24 protein-coding genes are annotated in these 23,185 nt (G+C 54.5%); 15 read left to right on the forward strand and 9 right to left on the reverse strand.

Features of this window, described 5'->3' with window-relative positions; all coding sequences use genetic code 11:
- Positions 1-7 precede the first annotated feature (7 nt).
- The 5 genes from GT409_RS06895 to GT409_RS06920 form a co-directional block, all read right to left on the reverse strand.
- Positions 8-2,488: an FtsK/SpoIIIE family DNA translocase gene (locus GT409_RS06895; protein ID WP_160628246.1), complete on the reverse strand. Its 2,481-nt coding sequence runs from the start codon at positions 2,486-2,488 to the stop codon at positions 8-10.
- Positions 2,489-2,528: 40 nt separating this feature from the next.
- Entirely contained in the window at positions 2,529-3,419 is an 891-nt protein-coding gene (locus tag GT409_RS06900) for a class I SAM-dependent methyltransferase (protein WP_160628248.1), read from the reverse strand.
- 313 nt (positions 3,420-3,732) lie between these two features.
- Complete coding sequence (locus tag GT409_RS06910) at positions 3,733-4,278, reverse strand: hypothetical protein (protein ID WP_160628250.1); 546 nt, start codon at positions 4,276-4,278, stop codon at positions 3,733-3,735.
- A gap of 2 nt (positions 4,279-4,280) precedes the next feature.
- On the reverse strand, positions 4,281-4,850 hold the full coding sequence (locus GT409_RS06915; protein WP_160628251.1) for an ankyrin repeat domain-containing protein: 570 nt from the start codon (positions 4,848-4,850) through the stop codon (positions 4,281-4,283).
- Between the two features lie 223 nt (positions 4,851-5,073).
- The gene (locus tag GT409_RS06920) at positions 5,074-6,318 is read right to left on the reverse strand and encodes a peptidase U32 family protein (protein WP_160628254.1); all 1,245 of its coding nucleotides are present in this window, start codon (positions 6,316-6,318) and stop codon (positions 5,074-5,076) included.
- 42 nt (positions 6,319-6,360) lie between these two features.
- Here GT409_RS06920 and GT409_RS06925 point away from each other — a divergent pair, with 42 nt between their 5' ends.
- Together GT409_RS06925 and GT409_RS06930 are read left to right on the forward strand one after the other, a co-directional pair.
- Entirely contained in the window at positions 6,361-6,828 is a 468-nt protein-coding gene (locus GT409_RS06925; RefSeq protein WP_160628256.1) for a TspO/MBR family protein, read from the forward strand.
- Between the two features lie 49 nt (positions 6,829-6,877).
- Positions 6,878-7,630 (forward strand): CAAX prenyl protease-related protein, encoded by a 753-nt coding sequence (locus GT409_RS06930; protein ID WP_160628258.1) that lies wholly within the window; start codon positions 6,878-6,880, stop codon positions 7,628-7,630.
- 72 nt (positions 7,631-7,702) lie between these two features.
- Here GT409_RS06930 and GT409_RS06935 read toward each other — a convergent pair whose 3' ends face one another.
- Positions 7,703-8,218: a hypothetical protein gene (locus tag GT409_RS06935; RefSeq protein ID WP_160628260.1), complete on the reverse strand. Its 516-nt coding sequence runs from the start codon at positions 8,216-8,218 to the stop codon at positions 7,703-7,705.
- A 92-nt stretch (positions 8,219-8,310) separates the two neighbouring features.
- Between GT409_RS06935 and GT409_RS06940 the strand changes: the two genes are divergently transcribed.
- The 12 genes from GT409_RS06940 to GT409_RS06995 all read left to right on the forward strand — a co-directional run bounded on the left by GT409_RS06940 (position 8,311) and on the right by GT409_RS06995 (position 19,692).
- Positions 8,311-8,544 (forward strand): DUF3820 family protein, encoded by a 234-nt coding sequence (locus tag GT409_RS06940; RefSeq protein ID WP_160628262.1) that lies wholly within the window; start codon positions 8,311-8,313, stop codon positions 8,542-8,544.
- A gap of 98 nt (positions 8,545-8,642) precedes the next feature.
- Positions 8,643-9,305: a TetR/AcrR family transcriptional regulator gene (locus tag GT409_RS06945; RefSeq protein ID WP_160628264.1), complete on the forward strand. Its 663-nt coding sequence runs from the start codon at positions 8,643-8,645 to the stop codon at positions 9,303-9,305.
- 167 nt (positions 9,306-9,472) lie between these two features.
- Complete coding sequence (locus GT409_RS06950; RefSeq protein WP_160628266.1) at positions 9,473-10,099, forward strand: hypothetical protein; 627 nt, start codon at positions 9,473-9,475, stop codon at positions 10,097-10,099.
- A complete protein-coding gene (locus GT409_RS06955; RefSeq protein ID WP_160628268.1) occupies positions 10,100-10,624 on the forward strand; it encodes a DUF2764 family protein in 525 nt (174 codons plus the stop codon).
- Positions 10,621-12,348: a V-type ATP synthase subunit A gene (locus GT409_RS06960; RefSeq protein ID WP_233231626.1), complete on the forward strand. Its 1,728-nt coding sequence runs from the start codon at positions 10,621-10,623 to the stop codon at positions 12,346-12,348. Before GT409_RS06955 ends, GT409_RS06960 begins: the two co-directional genes overlap by 4 nt.
- Positions 12,341-13,636: a V-type ATP synthase subunit B gene (locus GT409_RS06965; RefSeq protein ID WP_160628270.1), complete on the forward strand. Its 1,296-nt coding sequence runs from the start codon at positions 12,341-12,343 to the stop codon at positions 13,634-13,636. The genes GT409_RS06960 and GT409_RS06965 overlap by 8 nt, the downstream gene beginning before the upstream one ends.
- Positions 13,637-13,656: 20 nt before the next feature.
- A complete protein-coding gene (locus GT409_RS06970; RefSeq protein ID WP_160628272.1) occupies positions 13,657-14,043 on the forward strand; it encodes a GxxExxY protein in 387 nt (128 codons plus the stop codon).
- 35 nt (positions 14,044-14,078) lie between these two features.
- Positions 14,079-14,684 (forward strand): V-type ATP synthase subunit D, encoded by a 606-nt coding sequence (locus GT409_RS06975; protein WP_160628274.1) that lies wholly within the window; start codon positions 14,079-14,081, stop codon positions 14,682-14,684.
- Positions 14,685-14,692: 8 nt separating this feature from the next.
- A complete protein-coding gene (locus GT409_RS06980; RefSeq protein ID WP_160628301.1) occupies positions 14,693-16,477 on the forward strand; it encodes a V-type ATP synthase subunit I in 1,785 nt (594 codons plus the stop codon).
- Positions 16,478-16,502: 25 nt separating this feature from the next.
- The gene (locus GT409_RS06985; protein ID WP_160628304.1) at positions 16,503-16,964 is read left to right on the forward strand and encodes a V-type ATP synthase subunit K; all 462 of its coding nucleotides are present in this window, start codon (positions 16,503-16,505) and stop codon (positions 16,962-16,964) included.
- Positions 16,965-17,139: 175 nt separating this feature from the next.
- Positions 17,140-18,126 carry a phenylalanine--tRNA ligase subunit alpha gene (gene pheS / locus GT409_RS06990; protein WP_160628305.1) on the forward strand — a complete coding sequence of 329 codons (987 nt, stop codon included), beginning with the start codon at positions 17,140-17,142 and terminating at the stop codon, positions 18,124-18,126.
- Positions 18,127-18,396: 270 nt separating this feature from the next.
- Positions 18,397-19,692 (forward strand): ATP-dependent 6-phosphofructokinase, encoded by a 1,296-nt coding sequence (locus GT409_RS06995; protein ID WP_160628307.1) that lies wholly within the window; start codon positions 18,397-18,399, stop codon positions 19,690-19,692.
- Here the strand turns inward: GT409_RS06995 and GT409_RS07000 are convergent.
- Positions 19,685-21,187 carry an NAD(P)H-hydrate dehydratase gene (locus GT409_RS07000; RefSeq protein ID WP_160628309.1) on the reverse strand — a complete coding sequence of 501 codons (1,503 nt, stop codon included), beginning with the start codon at positions 21,185-21,187 and terminating at the stop codon, positions 19,685-19,687. The genes GT409_RS06995 and GT409_RS07000 overlap by 8 nt on opposite strands.
- Before the next feature lie 83 nt (positions 21,188-21,270).
- On the opposite strand from GT409_RS07000, the gene GT409_RS07005 reads away from it, so the two are divergent.
- Positions 21,271-21,975 carry an SDR family oxidoreductase gene (locus tag GT409_RS07005; RefSeq protein ID WP_160628311.1) on the forward strand — a complete coding sequence of 235 codons (705 nt, stop codon included), beginning with the start codon at positions 21,271-21,273 and terminating at the stop codon, positions 21,973-21,975.
- Here GT409_RS07005 and GT409_RS07010 read toward each other — a convergent pair.
- Positions 21,972-22,460, reverse strand: a complete 489-nt coding sequence (locus GT409_RS07010; protein ID WP_160628313.1) for a 3'-5' exonuclease — start codon at positions 22,458-22,460, stop codon at positions 21,972-21,974. The two genes, GT409_RS07005 and GT409_RS07010, sit on opposite strands and share 4 nt — an antisense overlap.
- Positions 22,457-23,080 carry an endonuclease III domain-containing protein gene (locus GT409_RS07015; RefSeq protein WP_160628315.1) on the reverse strand — a complete coding sequence of 208 codons (624 nt, stop codon included), beginning with the start codon at positions 23,078-23,080 and terminating at the stop codon, positions 22,457-22,459. Before GT409_RS07015 ends, GT409_RS07010 begins: the two co-directional genes overlap by 4 nt.
- Positions 23,081-23,185: the final 105 nt, after the last annotated feature.

The raw sequence follows: 23,185 nt of genomic DNA on the forward strand, positions 1-23,185 counted from the left end.
GAAACTCCTATGCATCCGGTTTGTATTCGTCATCATCGTCGGGAAAATCCTGCGGGGCTTCGGCCTCTGATATGGGCGCTTCCGGCACCCGGTCGTTGGCTTCTTCTTCTTCTTCTTCTTCTTCTGTCGAAGAATCCACCGTCGGCGCATCAGGAATTTCTCCGTCGAGATCTACCAGAATTTCACGCGGGCCGGTTTCCGTTGGCGGGCCGATAATGCCTTTTTCTTCAAGCAGATCCATCAGGTTGGCCGCGCGGTTATAGCCAATGCGCAGGCGGCGCTGCAGGGATGAGGTGGATGCCCGTTTGGTGCTGCGCAGCACTTCCATCGCCTGCTCGAGCAGTTCGTCGTCTTCGTTGAGCTCCGGCATGGCCGGTTTGTTGCTCTCGATTTTCTGGGTGATTTCAGTAATGAACTCCGGAGTGCCCTGTTGACGGACAAAGTCTGTGACGCGGTTCATTTCTTCGTCTTTGGTCCAGGTTCCCTGCAGTCGGACCGGTTTGCTCTTGCCCGGCGGCAGGTAGAGCATGTCGCCCTTACCCAGCAGTTTTTCGGCGCCGATGGTATCGAGAATCGTACGGCTGTCGTTGCCCTGCGCCACCTGGAAGGCGATGCGTCCCGGGATGTTGGCCTTGATGGTTCCGGTGATGACGTTGACCGACGGGCGCTGCGTGGCAAGGATCATGTGGATTCCGGCGGCACGGGACAGCTGGGCGAGGCGCACAATGCACGGCTCGATTTCCTGCTGGGCGACGCCCATCAGTTCCGCCAGCTCGTCGACGACAATAACGATATAGGGCAGCTTCGCCGGAATGTCGCTCTTCTTGGAAGCGGCCGAAGCTTCGTTGAACAGGTCTTCCTGTTTCTCAATCGGGCGGGAGTTGAAGCTCTTGATATCACGCACTTTCACTTTTTTGAACAGGGCGTAACGCTTTTCCATTTCCTTGATGGCCCAGCGCAGTCCGAGCGCCACTTTTTTGGCATCGGTGATGATCGGCACAACGAGGTGCTTGAGGTTTTCATAGGCCTGGAACTCGAAGGTTTTCGGGTCGACCAGAATCATGCGCATCTGCTCCGGTGTGCGGGTGAGCAGCAGGCCGGTCAGCAGAGAGTTCATGCAGACTGTTTTTCCGGCGCCGGTGGCTCCGGCAATCAGCATATGCGGCATGCTGGCAAGGTCGCCGACAATCAGCTTGCCGGACACATCGGTTCCCAGCGCCAGCGGCAGCGCCACATTTGGATCGTGGAAGGCCTTGCTTTCCGCCAGTTGACGCAGGAAGACCGGCGAGCTTTTGGAATTTGGGATTTCAATCCCGACGGCGCCTTTTCCGGGAATCGGCGCCTGGATGCGGATGCTTTGTGCGCGCAGCGACAGCGCGATGTTTCGCTCCAGCGAAGAAATCTTTTCGACGCGCACGCCGGGGGCCGGAGTGACTTCATAGGACGTAACGGTTGGGCCGGTTTCGACGTGTGTGACTTCCCCTTCGACGCCGAACTGTTCCAGCGTTGCCTGAAGAATCTGCGCTTTTTCCGAAGTGTTCTCGGTCGACTGCATGCTGGCGGCATCCGGCAGCTCATCAAGCAGCGTAAGTGGAGGAAGCTGATAGCCCGATTCGTCGATTCCGGGGGCAATATTGACGGAAACATGAGCGAGATCGTCCTTCGGCTCCGGCGCGACCGGCGTTTTCTTTTTCGCGGCGATTTTCGGTTTGCGAGCCGGTTCCGGTTTAGGAGCAGGAGCGGGAGCCGGCGCAGGTGTTGGCATTGGGACAGCGGCTGGTTTTTTAGACGGAGCCGCGACCGGTGCCGGCGGCGTAAACAGTTCCTCGTCTTTTGCCTTCCTGCGCGGACGTTTTTTCGGTTTGGCGGCTTTGGCCGGTTTGAGGTCCTCTTCCTCGTCTTCCTTGTTGCGGGCCATCAGGGCCTTGATGCGGTTCCAAAGGAAAATAAAGGGAGTGAACGGATGCATTCCGGTCAGCTGGAGAATGGCCAGAATCAGGACTGTGACAAATACAATTCCCGCTCCGGCGTGTCCGATCCATCGGCCAAGAGTTCGTTCCGCCAGCAATTGACCGATCAGTCCGCCTGGGCTGCCGACGTTCAGCCATTCCGTCAGTCTTCCGACCCACAGCCAGGACACATATTCAAACAGTCCGGCAAAGGCGATAATTCCGCCGAAAAGCCAGCTCCAGACCGGCCAGATTCGCTCGTAGGAACGCAGAGTCATCAGCAGTCCGCCCATCAGCAGGGCAAACGGAATCAGATAGCCCGCAATCCCGACCGACAAAAAGCCGACAAAAGAAAACCAGACCCCGATAATTCCGCTTGGCGAATAGCTTTCCGCCGGACTTTGCAGCATGGGCACATACTGAGGACGATAGCTGAAAAAGCAGAAAAAGCCCCAGAAACAGAGTCCCAGCAGGATAATGCCGAGTGCTTCTTTCTTCTTGGAGCGGACGGGTTCAACGGGTTTCGATTTCTTAGCCATTCCGGCGATTATAGGGATGAACCGCGGCTTTTGAAGCAAATTAAGCCTTCCGGCATTTGAAAATCACAACGACCGGAATGCGGGCGAGCTGGTCGTAGAGCGCGTGCCAGTCCTTGCTGTCGTAGGGAATTTTTTCAGCGATTTCCTTTTTGCTCATTTCCGGAATCGGCATAGGAGCCGGTTCGAGAAGCCGTTCGATGACCAGTCCGGCCTGATGCATCCATTCGACCGTTTGTGAAATCGGCCAGTATTGGGCGGCATTCATGGTTTTGTCGTCCATCGACATGCGCACATCGGGTTCGAGCCGGAAATAGTCCGGCAGAAAGACTCCGTCCTCGCCGTCGCCGATGTCGAGCCATTCGCCCGCATAGAGCGGATGCCCGGTGGTCAGCAGCAGCGTGCCGCCGGGCTTCAGTAACGCCGCGCAGTCGGTAATCACTTTTGCCGGATCGGCTGAAAACGGCAGGGCGTAGCTGGAGTGGATCAAACCGAAGGAAGCGGCCTTCCATGCGCCCGCATGCAATGCATCCATGGAGATGCAGCGGAAGTCGACATCGACGTTTTCCTTCGCGGCCAGTTTGCGGCCGTAGTCGAGCTGCTGCTCAGAAATGTCAATCGCGATGCACTGCGCGCCCTGTTTGGCCAGAAAGATGGAGTTTTGCCCGGCTCCACAACCGATTTCCAAGCAACTGCATTGCGACACTGGGGGGAGCAAGCCCAGTGACGAGTCTCCCGGCAGGAGCGGGCCGTAGTGAAAATCGCTGGTGGAGATGCGGGTCTGTTTCTGGTAGAGGCCGGCGAGGTCATTCCAGTAGCGCGCGCTGCTTTGATCGGTATTTCCTGTAAATTGCATGGGTGCAGTTTCTATTTTCAGCAGATGCAGGGCAAGCGTTATGAAGTTGGTTTCACGCTGACCAATGTTCTGATTCATCGGTTCTGGTGTTCGGGCTGATGTTTCAGTTGTTCGGGCGCGATGTGGCCTCCGTTTACCCGGGGAGCTTTGCGCGGAGGCACCCACTGCCATTAGTTTCCGCGCATCCATCCGAAAAAAATCACCGATGTATGCGACGGATCGGTTTTTGTGATCGGCCTCGACGGCTCTTTGCCGGTGCACCTGACGCTCAAAAGACCGCATGAGCCGGTTGTGCCTGTCTGGGCATATCTTTTCGATCAGATTATTTTCGGGAGCCGGATGAGCAGGGCGTTTGCCAATGGTTTCTGTCGGCAGAACGCCTCTCGATTCCTTAGAAAATAATATTCCCGTCTGCGTCTTTTTTGTGACGAAGGAACCAGGATGTGTTTGGGAAGAGTTTTCGTTTCTGGATCAGTGTCAAGACAATCGCCGCGACACTCAGAGCGGCAAGTATCATAGTTTTAGATGAGAATGTGCCGGCCTGTGCAATGTTGAGCAGGTTGCGGATGCTCATCAGGAGCAGAAGCAGGTATCCAATCAGATTATAGTTTCTGATGCCGTAAATGATGTATGCATAAATGATTACCGGCAGCGCGGCGAGCGGGAGGAAGGCCGCTCGCTGACCGGCTTCCAATGTTTGGAAAATTCCGACCAGCTGAAGCAGCTTCAGCAGCGTGAAAAATATCGCAATAACGATCAGTGGGACATTCCGATGCCGGTTCCGTTTTTTTGCTTCGGGCAACGGCCACTGGGCGAGTGAGCGTTCGACAGAGGAGGCATGGAACTTTGTTTTCAATGCGTCGTAGACGACAGCTTTGCTTTCGCCGGCGTTGAGCCGGGTTTGCACTTCCCTGAAGATCTGACTGCGAAGATTCAATGTTATTCTTTCGTTTCCAGTGCCTGAAGCTTGTCGGCCAGCTCTTTAAAGCCGCGCTGACGGGCAAAATTGGCTGCGGTGTCGTTGTCGACATCCACCATGTTTGGATCTGCACCGTATTCGAGCAGGATATCAACGACTGGCGAAAGCCCCTCGACAGCCGCATACATCAGCGCCGTGAAATTTTCGATATCATCGGTGGCGTTCACTTCCGCTCCATTTTCAAGCAGCAGGCGGACGGCTTTCGGATAAGGTCCGCAGGCAGCCATCAGCGGGGTGATGCCTTGGCTGACACGCAGGTTGACGTCGGCTCCGGCGTCGATCAGCACCTGCATGGTACCGTCGTGTCCGTTGAATGCCGCAGTCATCAGCGCGGTATTGCCGTTGGCATCTTTGCTGTTGACCGTCATGCCGTTTTCAAGCGCGGCGGAAACGGCAGCCGTATTGCCGTTTAATGCTGCTTCCACAAACGCCGAAATTTCTTCTTCAGTCGGTGGAGGCAGAGTTGCGGCCTTTTTGCAGCCGGATACGCAGCAGAGAACCAGAATCATAAAAACAGATAAAATTCGCATGAAATCTCCTTAAAATAAGCCGATGAGACAAAAGACCATAAATTCCGGGAGAGTGAATTGCCAGTTCATTTGCGTTTTTCGCCCGGCGATCAAGTTTCATCGTATTAAAATAATCATAAGGTATTTGTAGTAAGCGTTATGCGATTATCATAGTCCCATACATTTAAATGTATGGGATATTTTGAGTCCCGAATAGTACGGCTGTATCGCCTGTTTGTCGGAATCAGTTTCTGGCTTTGAGCAGAAACACTTTGTCCTGCCGTCGGATTTTTGCGGGCGTTACCAGCGTAACAAAGTCGCCCGGTTTGGCAGAGTCTGCGGGTTGGCCGTCGATATGCAGATTTTCGGCGGTAAAGCGCACGGCGCCGGTGGTCGGGCCTTCAATCAGCAGTGTATCGCCGGGCTGGATCGTATGTTTGATCAGCTTAAACTCGGCAACATTGATTTTGCTGAAAAAGTTGGAGACGATTCCGATCTGGTCGCGCGTTTCAGTGGCCTGCGAGTGCGAATGGCCGGACCATTCGCCGAGCGGATGACCGCAGTAGTAGCCTCCGTGCCAGAAGCCGCGATTGAAGACTTTGCTCAGTTCATCGATCCACGGCTGGCAGGTTTCGGGATCGTAGGTTTCGGCAGCCAGCGCATCGAGCGCTTCGCGGTAGACGCGGGTGGTGACGGCGACGTAGTCGGCAGTGCGTGCGCGGCCCTCGAGTTTCAGGACGGAAATGCCGGCTGCGGCGATTTTGTCGAGGTACTGTACGGTACAGAGGTCCTTGGGCGACATGACGTGTTTGTTGTCGATGACCAGCTCTTCACCGGTTTCCTCGTCGGTGACGCGATATTTGCGCCGGCAGGTCTGCAGGCAGGCGCCGCGGTTGGCGGAGTGTCCGTTCTGCGCGAGGCTCATGTAGCATTTGCCGCTGACGGCGACGCACAGCGCGCCGTGGCCGAAGAGTTCGAGCCGGACGCGCTCACCGTTCGGACCGCGCACATCGTTTTCCTGAATTCTTTTCCAAATATTGGAAACCTGGTCGAGGGTCAGTTCGCGCGCGAGTACAACGGTATCGGCCCAGCGACTGTAGAATTTCAATGATTGGAAATTGGCGACGTTGGCCTGCACAGACATATGGACTTCGAGACCGATGGAACGGGCGTATTCGATGACGGCGATGTCGGTTGCGATGACGGCGGAGACGCCGGCGGCTTTGGCGGCGTCGCACAGTGCCTGCATTTCATCGAGCTCGCTGTCGTAGACGATCGTATTGAGGGCGAGATAGCTTTTGACGCCCGCTTCGCGGCAGGTTGCGGCGATATCGGGCAGGTCTTCGGGGCCGAAGTCGGCCGACCGGGCGCGCATGTTGAGTTTGCCGACGCCGAAGTAGACCGAGTCGGCGCCGGCGTTGATTGCCGCGCTCAGTGCCGCCCGTGATCCGGCCGGCGCCATCAGTTCGATTGTAGATTGGTTGCTCATTACTGTTCCATAGTTTCCAATGTTTGGATAAAATGCACAACCATGAAGACGATGAAGAATATCAGGTTGCTGATGCTGTTTCAGATCATTGCCTTTCTTCCGTCGCTGGGGGCGCTGTCGGTGGATACGGGGGGCTGGTACGCCTCCTTGTATAAGCCGCCGTGGGGGCCGCCGTCGTGGGTGTTTGCTCCGGTCTGGATTGTCCTGTACGTTTTGATCGGTCTGTCGGGTTATTTGGGATGGACTCGCGGTGGCAGGGTGGATCGGACTGTGAACTTTGTCGTGTATGGTACTCAGCTGGTTCTGAATGGTCTTTGGCCTCTGCTGTTTTTTGGACTTCATCGTATTTCCTGGGCGCTGGGCGCTTTGGTGATGATGTGGTTTCTGATTCTGATATGTATCAGTGCCTTTTCTCAACGCAGCGGTTTGGCGGCGTGGCTGATGCTCCCGTATTTTCTGTGGGTGTCGTTTGCCGGTGCACTGAACAGTGCAATTTTAGTGATCAACTGATCCGCCGTATTTTCTTTTACCGATCTGGCCGGTCCGGTAATTTTCGCGTATGTCTGAACAAACCAAACCCGAGTGGACTCCTGAGCTGGATAAGGAAAACTCTGCAGCTGTCTGGGCGCATACCGTTCCGTTTCTGGCATGGCTGCTGATGATGAGTCTGCTGGGGGACCCGTCCGGAATGCGTTATCTCTGGCAGACGGTCGGCGGGCTGATTCTGCTGTTCGCATTCCGGCCGTGGCGCTGGTATGAGCGGCCTAAGCTGAAGAGTCTTCCGCTGGCCCTGGCAGTCGGCGTGCTCGTCTTTGTATTCTGGGTTGGACTCGAATCGCAGTTTTTCAAGAACACTTTCCCGGGAATCAGTGCCTTCTATGAAAAATATCTGGTCGACCTGATTCATTTTGGAAATATGCGCGAGCCGCTGGAGCTGGGCGAGAACGGCTTTCATCACTACGATCCGCGCACAACCGGCTGGCCGCTGTTCTGGGTGCATATGCTCGGCACGACGCTGGTGATCGGCGCTATCGAGGAATTTATGTTTCGCGGCTTCGTCTATCGCTGGATGCAGGGCAGCCCGTTCTTCAGAAAAGATATCGGCCGGATGGATGTGAAAATGTGCATTCTGGTTTCCGTAATCTTTGCGCTGGAACACAACGAGTGGATCATGGGATTTCTGTGCGGTCTGTTCTATACGTGGCTGATGGTGCGCACCCGTGATATCTGGGCACCGATCTGGGCGCACGCTCTCACCAACGGGTTGCTCGGCTGGTACGCCGTCAAAACCGGCGCCTACTGGTTCTGGTAGTGGTTTTTGTTGCTTTCGCAAGGGTGCCTGAGCGCCAGCTCTGTGTCTTTGCTGCCTGTTGCCTTTGTGTCTTTATTTTTCCAGCAGGGCTTGGCAGCGCTCTCTCAGGCGGACCAGCGGTTGTTTGAGTTTTACCGGGGTTTTATCCATCAGTATGAAGCATCCGGAAGCGTCCTGTTTCACATAACTGCGCCATCCGTTGGCCTCGCGCCACGGAATGCTTACGTTGTCGATAGCGGTTTTTGCGGCTTCTTCGCTGAGTCCAAGCTGGGTGCAGACGAAGAGGCATTTGGCGAGAGTCATATTTTCGCGCTGAACGGCTTCGAAGGCGTAACATTCGGGAGACTGTTCGTCCATGGGAACGGTTTTGTTCAGGTACGGATTAGGCGGCGGCGGGAGCCCGGCCGGTTTCATTTCTTCGCTGGCGAAGCGGAAGTAGCCGCTGACGAACGAGACAGCCCGGTCGATTTCGCCTTGAAGCGGAACCAGGGCTGCCGGTTCCACCCCCGCGCGCCTGGCGAGGGCTTCCGATTCGGTGGTGCCGTCGACGAGCGCTTTAATCAAAAGGTCTAGTTGATTTTCATTCATAGTCCGTAATCCATAGCGAAGCTGACGCCCGGTCGCAATCCTGTTGTTTGCCTATTGCATCGGCTCGCTACGTTTTGCAGACTTCGCTTCTCATGAGTGAAGAACTGAAGCCTGATCCCGAAATTTTCCGGAAGCTGATGACGGCAACGATGCCGTTCGGCAAGTATGCCGGACGCCGGCTGGTTGATTTGCCGGAACCGTACGTCGTCTGGTTTAAGCAGAAGGGATTTCCGGCCGGAGAGCTGGGAATGCTGCTGGAAACGGTTTATGCCGTTAAGGCGAACGGGCTGGAGTATCTGTTTCGTCCGGGAGCTTCACGCCCATAAGGATCCGATGCAATCCATTGCGGTTTTTAAATTTAATCACTTGACTAAATGGTGCGGGCGGGTATTTTTGGTCGCTCGATTAAATTTATAGAGCGTGTATGGCAACCTATACATCCAGTGAAGCCACAAAGTGGAAAATGATTAACGCTGCCGGAGAGCTGGCTGCGGAGCTGGGGATTGATAACGTCTCAACCCGGACCGTGGCGGAACGCTCCGGCGAAAACATCGGCAGTATCCATTATCATTTCGGTGGAAAAAACGGGCTTTGGGTTGCGGTGGTGAACGAAGCGATGCTGGGTTGCGTGCAGGTCGATCATATCGAGGAGCTGGATGCGCTGGAAGACAACCCGACACCGGAACATTTTTCTGAAATTGTCCGCAAGGTAATCCGGGACGAAATTACGAACATTTTCCGGTCTGGTCGTCCGCGCTGGCATTCGCTGGTGAGCTACCAGCTGATGCAGCGGACTGATGAGCTGTATCAGCTGTTTTACGAAAAGCGGCTGGGGCCGGGGACGGTTTTTATGCATCGTCTTATTCGTATGATTCGTCCGAACCTGACTGAAGAGGAAGTTTTTATCTACAGTTCTCTGATAAAAATGCCGATATATGGACATGCCACGTACAGTAAGATGATGTTTAAGGAGCTGGCTGTGCAGGATTATTCCGACACATATCTGCAGAAGCTGGAAGATGTCCTGGTACGTCAGGCTCAGTTTCTGCTGGGGCTTCCGGCAGATGCCGGGGTGTCTGAATTGTGACGAAGGCGGATGAGTTGGGTTTAAAAGGAAAAAGTGAAGACAGCAGAGACAAAAAAGAAGCGGAAAAATATGACTTGTGCGACACGATTGTCGTCAGGTTTTTATTGCAGGGGTAGGCGTATCCTCTAAAATCGCGGCTTCTTTTGATTAAAACGGAGTGAAAAGTTATGGCTGAAGAACTGCAACCATTATTGGATCAGATTCGCAAAGAGGGGGTCGATAAGGCGCAGGCCGAAGCTGAGGATATCCTATCGAAGGCCAAGGATCTGGCGGCAAAAACTGTTCGTGATGCAGAAGCCAAAGCAAAAGAACTGATTGCCAAAGCCGAAACGGACGCCGAAGTTTTTACTCAGCGCAGTATTGCAACGCTGGAACAGTCCGCGCGCGATATCCTGATTACCGTCGGACAGGGCATTGAAAACATTCTGTCTGAGATCGTCACCGCTTCGGTTGAGGAGGCGCTGGGGATTGAGGTGCTCGAAAAAATCATGGTGAATATGGCGAAGTCCTGCGCCGAGCTGCACGGGGAAACCCGCATTGAGCTGCTGGTCAGCGAAGCCGACCAGGATGAGCTCGTGAAATTCTTTGCTTCGAAGTATTCCGATAAAATGGTCGAGGGACTCGAACTTCATGTCGACAACGAAATCCTGAAAGGATTCAAAGTCAGCTTTGCCGACGATCACGTCTATCTCGACTTCACTCAGGAAGCCATTGCTGAAGCGCTGACTTCGTTTTTGCGTCCTAAACTGGCTGACATTGTCGGTCGTGTCGCCAAAGGCGCCACCAAGGAATAAATGAAAGACTACTGGTATCTCGTTTCATCTCTGCCGTATCTGCGTTTTGGCGAAAAGCCGTCGATGGGCGCAGAGGCTTTCCGTGCCGCCTGCGTCGGCTGGCTGTCTGAGGACGAGCTGTCGGTTGTTGATGCGGTTCTGGACGGCCGTGAGCCGCCGGCCGGCACAGCGTCTGCCTGGTGGAATGGCGAGGTGCAGCTGCGCGATGCGGTTGTGCGTGTGCGTGCGAAAAACCGCGGCACAGACGCCTCTCCCTTTATGAAGCCGTATGCTGGTTTCAGCGCGACGATCGAAAAAATGGTGACCGATGCGTTTACCCGTCCTGATCCGCTGGAGCAGGAAATGGAGCTCGACCGCGCCCGGTGGTCACTGATTGAAGGGCAGGCTGTGGCAGAGCCGTTTGGTTTCGCCGCAGTGCTCGCGTTTGCCGTTAAAGTCTGTATTGCCGAGCGCTGGGCGAAAATGGATGACGAAGCCGGGAAAGCGAATGTAGAAGAATTGATATCTGGAGCTGTAGAATCATGAACACAGGCAAAATTGTTGGAGTAAACGGAAACCTGCTGACGGTGGCTTTTGAAAACCCCGTCATTCAGAATGAGGTGGGTTTTGCAACGCTGGGCGAGATTCGGCTTAAGGCGGAGGTGATCCGTGTTCGCGGAACGAACGCTGAGCTGCAGGTGTTCGAAGACACTGTCGGCCTCAAGGTCGGCGACGAAGTCGAATTCACCGGCGACCTGCTTTCTGTGGAGCTCGGCCCGGGCCTGCTGACACAGGTGTTCGATGGACTGCAGAATCCGCTTCCGGCTTTGGCTGAAGAGTGCGGGTTCTTCCTGCAGCGTGGTAAATATCTCGATCCGCTTCCGCGCGAAACCAAATGGGCGTTCACTCCGACCGCCAAAGCCGGCGACAGCGTCGTTGCCGGGGACACTGTTGGAACGGTTCCCGAAGGAATTTTTGACCATAAAATCATGGTGCCGTTCCGGTTGCAGGGTCGTTTGACCGTGAAATCTGTCGTCGCGGCCGGTGAATACACGGTGGATCAGGTTGTTGCGGTTGTTACGGATGACAAGGGTCGCGACCACGATGTAAAACTGATGCAGGTCTGGCCGGTGAAAATGCCGATCAAATGCTACGCTGAGCGTCTGCGTCCGACCGAGCCGCTGGCGACCTCCCAGCGTATCGTCGACACCTTTTTCCCGGTCGCCCGTGGCGGAACTTACTGTATTCCCGGTCCGTTCGGTGCCGGCAAAACGGTTCTGCAGCAGATCACCAGCCGTCATGCCGACGTCGATGTGGTGATCATCGCCGCCTGCGGTGAGCGTGCCGGTGAGGTGGTGGAAACACTTCGCGAGTTTCCGGAGCTGACCGACCCGAAAACCGGTAAGTCGCTGATGGAGCGCACGTTGATTATTTGTAACACATCCTCTATGCCGGTTGCCGCCCGTGAGGCATCGGTGTACACCGGTGTAACGCTGGCAGAGTACTATCGCCAGATGGGGCTCGACGTGCTGCTGCTTGCCGACTCCACCTCCCGCTGGGCGCAGGCGCTGCGTGAGATGTCCGGTCGACTCGAAGAGATCCCCGGAGAAGAGGCTTTCCCGGCCTACCTGGAATCCGTGATCGCCGCCTTCTACGAGCGCGGCGGCGTGGTTCGCCTCCACGACGGGTCGACCGGATCGGTGACGATCGGCGGAACCGTTTCTCCGGCCGGCGGTAACTTCGAGGAGCCGGTTACACAGTCCACGCTGAAAGTGGTGGGTGCTTTCCACGGCCTTTCCCGCGCCCGTTCTGATGCGCGCCGCTTTCCGGCGATCGACCCGCTCGACAGCTGGAGTAAATACACCAGCGTTGTCGATGACGAAGAGCTTACGATCGCCCGCCGCATTCTTCGCGAAGGCAGCGAAGTCGGTCAGATGATGAAAGTGGTCGGTGAAGAGGGAACGTCGATTGAAGATTTCATCGTTTATCTGAAAAGCGAATATCTCGATTCGGTCTATCTGCAGCAGAATGCATTTAACGATGTGGATGCCGCTACGCCGGTTGACCGCCAGCGCCACGTTTTCGGATATATCGTCCATTTTTTGAAAACCAAGCTGAAGTTTGAGGACAAGGATGCCGCCCGCGGATTTTTCCAGACCCTCACTCAGGCTACGCGCGATTGGAATCAGATTACGTTTGATTCGGACGAATTTAAGAAACAGGAAGAACAGCTCGATCACCAGATCGCGGAGGTTACGGATTATGCATAAAGTTTATCATCGCATTGAACAGATCGCGGGGAACGTGATTGTTGTCAGCGCCGAAGACGTGGTTTACGGCGAACTGGCTCAGGTTGAATCAGGTTTCGGGACATCGCTCGCACAGGTCATCCGTTTGGAAAACTCTCGGGTTTACCTCCAGGTCTTTGCCGGAGGCCGTGGCGTTTCCACCGACTCCAAAGTACGTTTCCTCGGCAACACCATGCAGGTGCCGTTCTCTGAAAACCTGATGGGCCGCGTGTTCACCGGTTCCGGTGTGCCGCGCGACAACGGTCCGGTCATCACTGAAAACAAAATTCCGATCGGCGGCCCGTCCGTCAATCCGGCCAAACGTATTATTCCGCGCAATATGGTCCGTACCGGGATTCCGATGATTGACGTATTCAACACACTCGTTGAGTCCCAGAAACTGCCGATTTTTTCCGTTGCCGGGGAACCCTACAACGAGCTGCTCGCCCGTATCGCCCTGCAGGCCGAAGTCGACGTCATCATTCTCGGCGGGATGGGGCTGAAGCACGATGACTATCTCTACTTTCGTGATTTTCTCGAAGAGAACGGTGCGCTTTCGCGATCGGTTCTCTATGTGCATACTGCTGCCGACCCGACGGTTGAATGTCTGCTCGTGCCTGATATCGCACTGGCGACGGCTGAAAAATTCGCTCTGCAGGATAAACGGGTGCTCGTGCTGCTCACGGACATGACCAACTTTGCTGATTCCATGAAAGAGGTTGCCATTACGATGGAACAGATTCCGTCCAACCGCGGTTATCCCGGCGATCTGTACTCGCAGCTGGCTGCCCGTTACGAAAAGGCGGTCGACTTCGAGGGTTCCGGTTCCATTACGGTTCTTGCGGTGACCACGATGCCGGGCGATGACGTAACACATCCGGTTCCGGACAACACCGGATATATCACCGAAGGACAGTTTTATCTCAAGAACGGCCGCATTGAGCCGTTCGGATCGCTTTCCCGTCTGAAGCAGCAGGTGAACAATCGTACACGTGACGATCATCGCACCATCATGGATACCATGATTCAGCTCTATGCCTCTTATAAGGAAACGCTGGAGAAACAGTCGATGGGATTCCGGATGAGCGGTTGGGATACCAAGCTTCTCAAATACGGTGGGCGCTTCGAAAAGGAAATGATGGCGCTGACTGTTAATATTCCGCTCGAAGAAGCTCTTGATCTCGGCTGGAAGATTCTGGCCGACTGTTTTGAGCCGCAGGAAACCGGGATTGCTTCAAAGCTGACCGATCAGTTCTGGCCGAAAGACTAAGCCGCCCACGAATCACACGAATGAGCACGAATAAAGACATTCTGTACAAAGAAGAAAGCTTTGCCATCATTGGCGCATGCTTCAACGTGTATAATGACAAAGGGTGTGGTTTTTTAGAACCGGTTTATCAGGAATGCATGGAAATTGAACTGAAGTTCCAAAATATTCCATCGGAGCCGCAAAGGAAACTGGATCTGTTTTACCGGGATCAGAAATTGGAGCATTTTTATCAGCCGGATTTTGTTTGTTTTGAGAAAATTATTTTGGAGTTGAAGGCGGTAGATAAAATTATGGATGCCCATCGGGCACAAGTTCTGAATTATCTGCATGCCACAGGATTTAAATTAGGAATTATTGTTAACTTTGGACACTATCCGGATCTCGAATATGAACGCGTTATTCTCTAATTCGTGTTTATTCGTGTGATTCGTGGGCAGTAAAAATGGCGAAGATTAAATACACCAAAAACGAGCTGAAGGCGCAGCGCGACGCACTGACGCGCTTTACACGTTATCTGCCCACGCTGCAGTTGAAAAAGCAGCAGCTGCAGGTGGAGATGCGTGCTCTTGAAACGCAGATTGAGGCCAAGCGCGGCGAAGAAAACACCGCGCGATCCGATCTCGCTTCGTGGGTGAAGCTGTTTTCTGAGCCGTTCGATTTCATGCCTTATATCCAGGTCGACAGGATTGAGCGTTCTTCCGGAAATATTGCCGGTGTGGCGATTCCAATCTTTGGAAACATCTCCTTTGTTGAAGAGACACCGGACCTGTTTGAAACTGCCGCATGGGTGGATCGCGGGATCGACCTGCTTCGCCAGCTGATCCGTTTGCGCGTTGAGCGCCAGATTATCGAAGAGCAGCACCGTCTGCTTTCCGACGAATTGCGCACCACATCCCAGCGGGTGAATCTGTTTGAAAAAGTGAAGATTCCGGAGTGTAAGGAAAACATTCGTGTCATCCGTATTTTCATGGGCGACCAGCAGACCGCCGCAGTCGCCCGCTCCAAAATTGCCAAAGGGAAAAGTTCACAGAAAGAGACCGCCGCATGATCGTCAAAATGAAAAAAATGACGCTGCTGTGTACTCGCGTTTCGCGTGAGGCAACGCTGGACTCTCTGCGCGACCTTGGCGTCGTCCACCTGCAGCATGTTAATTCCCCGGAAGGCGAAGGGCTGGATCAGGCCCGCCATCATTTTGAATATCTCCGCCGTGCGCTCGAGGTGCTGCCGAAACATCCGCACACGTCTCCGTCCGGCAAGTCTGCGCATGACGTGGTGGAAGAGGTTTGGAAACTGATTCATCGGAAACAATCGCTGGCTGAAAAAATCGAACTGCTTGAAATTGAGCGGAAACGCTATGAGCTGTTCGGCACATTTGATGTCGACGATATTCTGGCCCTGCGCGAGCAGGGGGTGCAGGTTAAACTGCTGACCGCACCGATCAAACAGCTTCCGGAGCAGCCCGAAGGAGCTACGCTTGTTGAGCTGGGGCGCGACCGCACATCCGCTTATTTTGTGCTGATCAGTCGCGAGCCGGGGGGCATTGAGGCTGAAGAGCTTCCGCTGCCGGAATGTTCCGCGAACGGGATGGCCCGGCATATTGAAGGATTGCAGCAAGAGCTGGCGGAAGTGGAAGAAGGTTTTTCCGCATACGTAGGCGATCATGATGCCGTGGCCGCGATTGCCGGCGAGGCCGAAGACCACGTGGTCTGGCTCGAAGCCCGTAATGGGATGGGCCTCGAAGAAGACGTCACTTATCTACGGGGGTTCTTCCCCGCCGAGCGTGAAACAGAACTGCGCACTGCCGCTGAAAAACAGGGCTGGGCTGTGCTCGTCGAAGAACCTGCTGAAGAAGATGAAGTCCCCACGCTTCTCCGGAATCCGAAGTGGGTTTCTCCAATTAAAGCCGTGCTGAATATGATCGGCGTGATTCCGGGCTACAAAGAACTCGATGTCAGTGCGCTGTTCCTTATTTTTCTGAGTATCTTTTTCGCGTTCCTGATTGGCGATGCCGGCTATGGACTCCTTTTTATTGTCCTGACGCTTTTCGGAAAACGGAAACTGAAAGGCAATGAAGCTGCTCAGCCTGCGTTAAACCTGCTCATGCTGATGAGCACCGCCTGTGTCGTCTTCGGTGTTTTGACCGGAAACTACTTCGGCATCATGCTCGAATCGCTGCCGGCTCCACTGGCAGGACTTTCCAGTGATTACCTGACCGGGAAAACGGCCGGCGGATGGAATTCTGACCTGGCCGCAAATCATGTGATGTTTGTCTGCTTTGCTCTCGGAACATTGCATCTGACGTTGGCTCACGGCTGGAATCTGATTCGCAAGATCAACTCATGGGAAGCGCTGACCGACCTGGGGTGGCTCTGCTCAACCTGGTCATTGTTTTCCGTCGTCTTGCAGATGGTGCTCTACATGGAGCTTCCGTCTTGGATTATCACGGTTCAAATGCCGCTTCTCGGAGCAGGTGTGGTACTGATTATTATCAGTCTTGTGCTGACCAAGTCCTATTTTGGGCTGGTCACTCTTGCGCTGGATGTCATTAACAACTTCGTTGATATCATTTCGTATGTCCGCCTCTACGCAGTCGGTGCCGCTTCCCTCGCGATTGCACAGGCCTTTAATGGCATGGCAATGGATATCGGCTTCAGCGGACTCGGCGCGCTGGGCGCGGCTGGCATTCTGTTTGCCGGGCACGCATTGAACATCATTCTTGGCGCAATGGGCGTGATGGTTCACGGAATTCGTCTTAATACTCTCGAGTTCTCAGGACACGCCGGCGTCGAGTGGGCCGGGATTCAGTTTAACCCGTTTAGAAAAAAGAAAGAGACCCTTTAACGGATCGACAACAGGAGGAAATACAATGGACGCAACATTAGCACCCGCATTGATTAAGCTTGGTGGAGCCGCCGCACTCGGATTTGCTGCGATTGGTTCAGCTCTCGGAACCGGAACCGCCGGAATGGCCGGAATCGGCGCCTGGAAGAAGTGCTATGCACAAAACAAACCCGCACCGTTCATTCTGCTGGTTTTTATCGGCGCACCGCTTTCTCAGACCATTTACGGTCTGCTTCTCCTGCTTGCCTTTAATAAGATGGCATTGCTCGAAACCGCTGGCGCCATGTGGCCGGCGGTGCTCGGCGCAGGCATCATCGGCGGAATCGCCATGGGCATGTCCGCCTGGTTCCAGGGAAAAGCCGGCGCTGCCGGTTCAGATGCATTGGGTGAAACCGGACAGGGTTTTGGTAACTACCTTACCACTCTCGGGATCGTGGAAACCGTTGCGCTTTTCGTGATGATCTTTATCCAGATGGCGCTTAAATAAGTTTCTGCAGACGAGATTTCCAATCGTCGGAACTTTTTCGGCCGGTTTTTCCAATGTCTGGAAAAATCGGCTGAGTTTTTTTCCAGACATTGGAAAATTACTTCAGTAGATTCCCGATCTTTGGAGAATAGAGTAGGACAGGTTTCCGGCCTGTCTGCAGATGATTGGACATTTTATGAACCTGGAAGAACTCAATCAGATCAAAGAGACAGCGCTGGCAGAAGCCAATGCGGCGGCGGATGCGGCGGCTCTCGAAGAGGTGCGCATTAAATATCTCAGTCGCAAGGGGCTTCTGCAGGATGTGATGGCGCAGCTTAAAGATGTGCCGAACGAAGAAAAACCGCTTTTTGGAAAAGGCGCCAACCAGCTCAAGCAGGAGCTGACGGCTCTGATTAAGGAAAAGCAGGCCGTGCTCAGTACGGGTTCCAGGGGGAACAGTTGTTTTGATCCCACGCTTCCCGGCCAGTGGCCTGCGCTCGGTTCAGAGCATCCGATCAGCAAAGTGACCGCCCGCATTGTTGAAATCTTTCAGACGCTCGGCTTTACGGTTGCTGACGGCCCGGACGTGGAAACCGTCTGGAACAACTTTGATGCACTCAATACACCCGCGGACCATCCGTCGCGCGACGAGCAGGACACCTTTTATCTGAACAGCGGCGATCTGCTGCGCTGCCACACTTCTCCGGTGCAGGTTCGCTATATGGAAAGCCACACGCCGCCGATCCGCATTATCGCTCCCGGTCGCTGCTACCGCCGCGACACGCCGGATGCCACGCACAGCGCCAACTTCCATCAGGTCGAAGGCCTGTTCGTCGCCGAAGATGTCTCGATGGCCGACCTCAAAGGCACGCTGGCTTATTTCGCGAAACAGTTCCTCGGTGAGGATGTGAAGATCCGTTTCCGTCCGCACTTTTTTCCGTTCACTGAGCCGAGCTTCGAAGTGGATTTCTTCTTCGAGGTTGGCGGCAAAGCCCGCTGGATCGAAATTCTGGGTGCAGGCATGGTCGATCCCGAAGTGTTCAAAAAGGTTGGTTACGACCCGGACAAAGTCACCGGTTTTGCATTCGGTATGGGAATTGAGCGTCTCGCCATGATCATGTACGGCATCAAGGATATCCGCAACCTCTACGAAAACGACGTGCGGTTCCTGTCTCAATTCTAAAACCCGGGTGGTCGTAAAAGGTTTGCTTATGCTTACTCTTTTGATGACGGGTAGATCCGGCATGGGTTTTACCCTGCAAAAAAGTTGTGGAAAATCGTGTGTTTCGCGGTCAGGTTCTCTATATTCCGGGGCTGTTTGAAGCAGTCAATATGGCTGCGCGTCCAGCCTGCCGTTCAGGGAATGGTTTTGCATTTGGTTTGCTTTGGCTGGCGGGGGAATGAGGTTTGCGGAAGTTGTGCGTCTGCATAAATAAAATTTGAGGCTTTTAAGATGAATGATCCGAAAATTATCCGTCCGGATTCACTGGGAGAGTGCAAATATGATTCGCCCCTGAAAGGGTCGATCAGCCGGTTTTATCAGAATGAAGGAGTCGCGCGCGCCTTTCGTACGAAGGATCTGGGTGCGCTCGAGAACATCAGTGATATCGAGTTTTTCGAATTGGCCGGGCCGCGTGAAAAAATCTTTTTCAACCCAGAGGAGACAACCGTCGGGATTGTGACCTGCGGGGGCCTCTGCCCGGGACTCAACGATGTGATTCGTGCGCTGACGTTCTGCAGCCTGGAAAGCTACGGCGTTAAAAAAGTGCTGGGATTCCAGTATGGATACGAAGGGCTGGTCGCCAAGTACTATCATTACCCGATGGAGCTCAACACCGAGAATACGGATGAGATCCATGAAAAAGGCGGCACGATTCTGAAATCATCACGCGGCCGGCAGTCTGATGATGATGTCATTGATACACTGGTGCACTATGGCGTGAATATTCTGTTCACGATCGGCGGCGACGGTACGCAGCGCGGTTCCCGCGATATTGTGAACCGACTCAAGGAACGCAATATTCCGATTGCGGTGGTCGGAATTCCAAAAACGATCGATAACGATATTAACGTGGTGCAGCGCAGTTTCGGATTCGAAACTGCAGTCGAGGCCACGTGGGATATTATCACCAATGCGCACTCAGAGGCCAAAGCCTATCGGAACGGGGTCGGCCTGGTGAAACTGATGGGACGTGAATCCGGATGGATCGCCGCATCCGCCACGCTGGCCAACAGCAATGTGAACTTTTGTCTGGTTCCTGAGGTTCCGTTTGATCTGTACGGGGAAAACGGTTTTCTTACACATCTTAAGCATCGGCTGCAGCGCAAGCAGCACGCCGTTGTTGTTGTTGCCGAAGGGGCCGGCCAGCAGCTGCTGGAAAACGTGAATGGCGTCGATAAGTCCGGCAATAAGAAGCTGGGGGATATCGGTGTGTTTATGCGTGATGCCATTCAGGAATATTTCACGCAGGAAAAAATGGAGATCAATGTGAAGTACTTTGATCCCAGCTACACCATTCGCGCTCGTCGAGCCAACGCCAATGATTCTATGTACTGCCTGCGTCTTGGCAGTAACGCGGTGCACGCCGCCATGGCCGGAATGACCAATATGATTGTCGGCATGCATAATGATCGACTGGTGCATCTCCCGATTCCTCTGATTGGTGAGCGCAAAGTGATCGATCCGCAGAGCTGGTTCTGGCAGACCGTGCTGCAGGCCACCCATCAGGCCGGCAATATGCTCAACTGAACCGGATCATCCGGAATGCTTCGGACAGGTAGCGGATGATGTCGGTGGCAATCAGGGATTCCTGAGTCAAATCCTCAGCCGCGATATCTCCGGCCAGTCCGTGAAGATGAACGCCGGTAATCGATGCTTCGAAGGGCTCCATGCCGCGTCCGAGCAATGCCGTGATGATTCCGGCGAGAACATCGCCGGAGCCGCCGGTTGCCATGCCGGGATTTCCGCTCATGTTTACTCCGAGTTTGTAATCCGGGGTTGCAACGACGGTTCCTGCTCCTTTTAAGACCACAGTCTGTCCTGTTTGATCGGATGCCGCTTTGGCCTGCGCCCAACGGTCGGTAACCGGCACGCCGAATAGCCGTTCGAACTCCCCGGGGTGCGGAGTGAGCACAACCGGACATTTGGCTTGAGCGATTTGGTCCGGCGATACGCACAGGGCTCCGGCATCCAGCAGCAACGGGACGGGACACTGTTGCAGAAGTGTTTCGATCAGCTCCGGGTTTGGCTGCAGGCCGGGGCCGATGCAGACGGCGGTTACCTTTTTCCAATCTTTGGAAAAATCGAGCGTCAGTTTTTCAAGGTGTGGAACGGGGTGAACCATCACTTCCGGTCCGGCGGCCTGTGCGACAATCGGATAGATTTCTTCCGGCGTCAGCACGCTGACGAGTCCCGCGCCGGAGCGCAGCGCAGCCCGTGCAGCCATGGCAATGGCTCCGGCGGTTCCGACCGCTCCGCCGATCAGCAGAACGTGTCCGTAGCTGCCTTTATGGGCTTCGTTGCTGCGGTGTGGAACCCGCAGGTTGGCGCGATGAATCAGTTCCGCTTCCATATTGCCGGGTGCCAGTTCCTTGAGAATGTCCGGGACGCCGATGTCGATGACTTCAACGTTTCCAACATAGGGAACGGCTTCCGGGCGGATCAGTCCGGTTTTCGGGAGGCACATGGTTGCAGTGAGGTCGGCGCGCACCGCATTGCCTTCGGCAATGCCGGTGTCAGCGTCCACGCCGGACGGGATGTCGATGGACAGAATAAAGCTTCGGCGAGCTTCTTCGTTGATGAATTCGATCAGTTCGTTCATGAACCCGCGGGGCGCTCCTTTGGCTCCGGTGCCGAGCAGCCCGTCTACAATAACAGCCGGGGTTCGCTCAAGACTGAGATCTTCATCCTTGGCCACCTCGATAGGGTGAATGCCCCGGCGGATCATTTTTTTAAGATGATATTCTGCATCCCCTTTGATTTTCTGTTTCGACCCGCAGATCCAGACGGTAACGTGCATGTCGGCTTCTGCCAGGAAGCTGGCAGCGGCGAAGACATCGCCGCCGTTGTTGCCGGTGCCGGCAATGAGCAGGACGGTGTCCGCCATTCGTGCATTGAGAATATCAAGCGTGATTTCCGCCACACCCTGTCCGGCGCGTTCCATCAGAAGGTCACCGGGAATATTGAATTCCTCAATGGCGCGGCGGTCGAGTTCTCGCATGTTTGCAGAAGAGATCGTTTTCATAAAAACAGGATACGCACCGAACTTCTTTTCCGTCGATTCAAAATCCTGTTCATGCTAAAAGGCGCAGAGAGGAAGGGGTTTTTATGGCGGAACAGACAATTTTGATGACCGGTGGCTCTCAGGGGATTGGGCGAGGGCTGGTTGATCATTTTCTGGAGTGCGGCTGGAATGTTGCGGCGGTGGATGTTCAGAAAATGGTATCAGCAGATCGGCTGGAGTTTATTCTGGGAGATGTTTCGCAGGAATCCACGGCGGAACTGGCCGTGCAGAAAACAGTGGAACGGTTTGGGCGTATTGATGCGCTGGTGAATAATGCCGGTATTTCGACGCCCGGTCGGATTAAACTGGAAACGCTTTCGCTGGAAGACTGGAATCGGGTGCTGGGCGTGAATCTGACCGGGTGCTTTCTGATGGCCAAACACGCCGTTTCCGAACTTCGGAAAACCGGCGGGTCCATTGTGAATATTGCTTCGACCCGGGCGCTGATGTCGGAGGCGGATACCGAGGCGTATGCTGCATCCAAGGGAGGGATCGTTGCCTTGACGCATGCGATGGCGGTGAGTCTGGGGCCGGATGTGCGCGTCAACTGCATCAGTCCCGGCTGGATTGAAACGCGACCGGATGCGCAGCACAGCGAGGCCGACCGGCTTCAGCATCCTGCCGGTCGAGTCGGTGTGCCGCAGGACATCGCTGAGATGACGGAATATCTGCTGACCGCCGGCTTCGTGACCGGACAGAATTTTGTAATTGATGGCGGGATGACGAAAAAGATGATCTATGTTGATTAGCGTTGCAAATAAAGATGGGCGCAGCCGATGGCGTCGGAGAGCGCTTCGTGGTGCTGCAGTGCAATTCCGAGACGTTCGCAGCAGGCGTTGAGTTTATACGGAACAAACCCTTTTGCTTTGTAGATTCGCATGGTGCACTCCCAGCGTTCTTTCAGGCCAAGTTCTTCGTAGTTAAGACCATAATGTTCCATGGTGCGCCGAAGAACGCTGCGGTCAAACGATTCGTTGTGAGCCACCAGCTTGCGGTTCTGCAGCCGCTGTCTGATTTCCGGATACAGATCCGCAAAGGTCGGCGCGTTTTCGGTGTCGACGGGGCGAATCCCGTGTACGCCGATGTTCATTCCGAAGTACTCATTGCCCGGCGGCTGGATCAGTGAATAGAACTGCTCCGTGATTGCTCCGTTTTTAACGGTGACGATGCCGACTGCGCAGGCGCTGCTGCGTCTGCCGGTGGCGGTTTCAAAATCGATGGCTGTAAAATTCATGCGGCTTTCTTTCGTGAGTTATCTTTTCCCCAGCGGACGATGAGTGCGTGGTATTCATTGAAAAGCTGGACCTCGACCGGCAAGGCGTCAGTGAAAAATGTTGCAATGTTGTGGTATGAAGATTCGGACTCTTTTTTGTATCCGTAATGCGCGAGCAGGCGGCGTGTATAAGCGTCGACAACAAAAACAGGGCGTTTTGCGGCATAGAGCAGCATGCAGTCGGCGGTTTCAGGGCCAATGCCTTTTACCCCCAGCAACTGGTTGCGCAGGTCCGGCGTGTTGAGTTTGAACAGCCGATCAACGGAGCCGTATTCGGCAATCATGCCGGAGAGTGCTTTGAGACAGGCGGCCTTCTGGTTGAAATAACCGGCCGGGCGAATCCACTCGGCGATCTGTTTGACTGATTTTTTTTGCAAGGTTTGGAAATTCAGCGCGGAATTTTTCCGAAGGTTGGAAGACGCTTTTTCGACGTTGGTCCAGGCGGTGTTCTGGGTGAGAACGGCGCCAATCATCATTTCGGCCCGTGTGCGCGCGGGCCACCAGTTCTGCGGGCCGTGGGCGGCGAAGAGCGAGTCATAGATTTTAGGGATCGATAGGGGCTGTTTGTTTAAAGCAGTCATTTGGTTGTGTGCTGAAATCCTGTGCCTGTGAGGATGCATGGAGTTGGGGCGGGAATCAATGGGAATGATTGTGCGGCATTTTTTTTTCGGACAGTTTTGGATTGA

It is taken from the genome of Tichowtungia aerotolerans (assembly GCF_009905215.1).
Classification (GTDB): domain Bacteria; phylum Verrucomicrobiota; class Kiritimatiellia; order Kiritimatiellales; family Tichowtungiaceae; genus Tichowtungia; species Tichowtungia aerotolerans.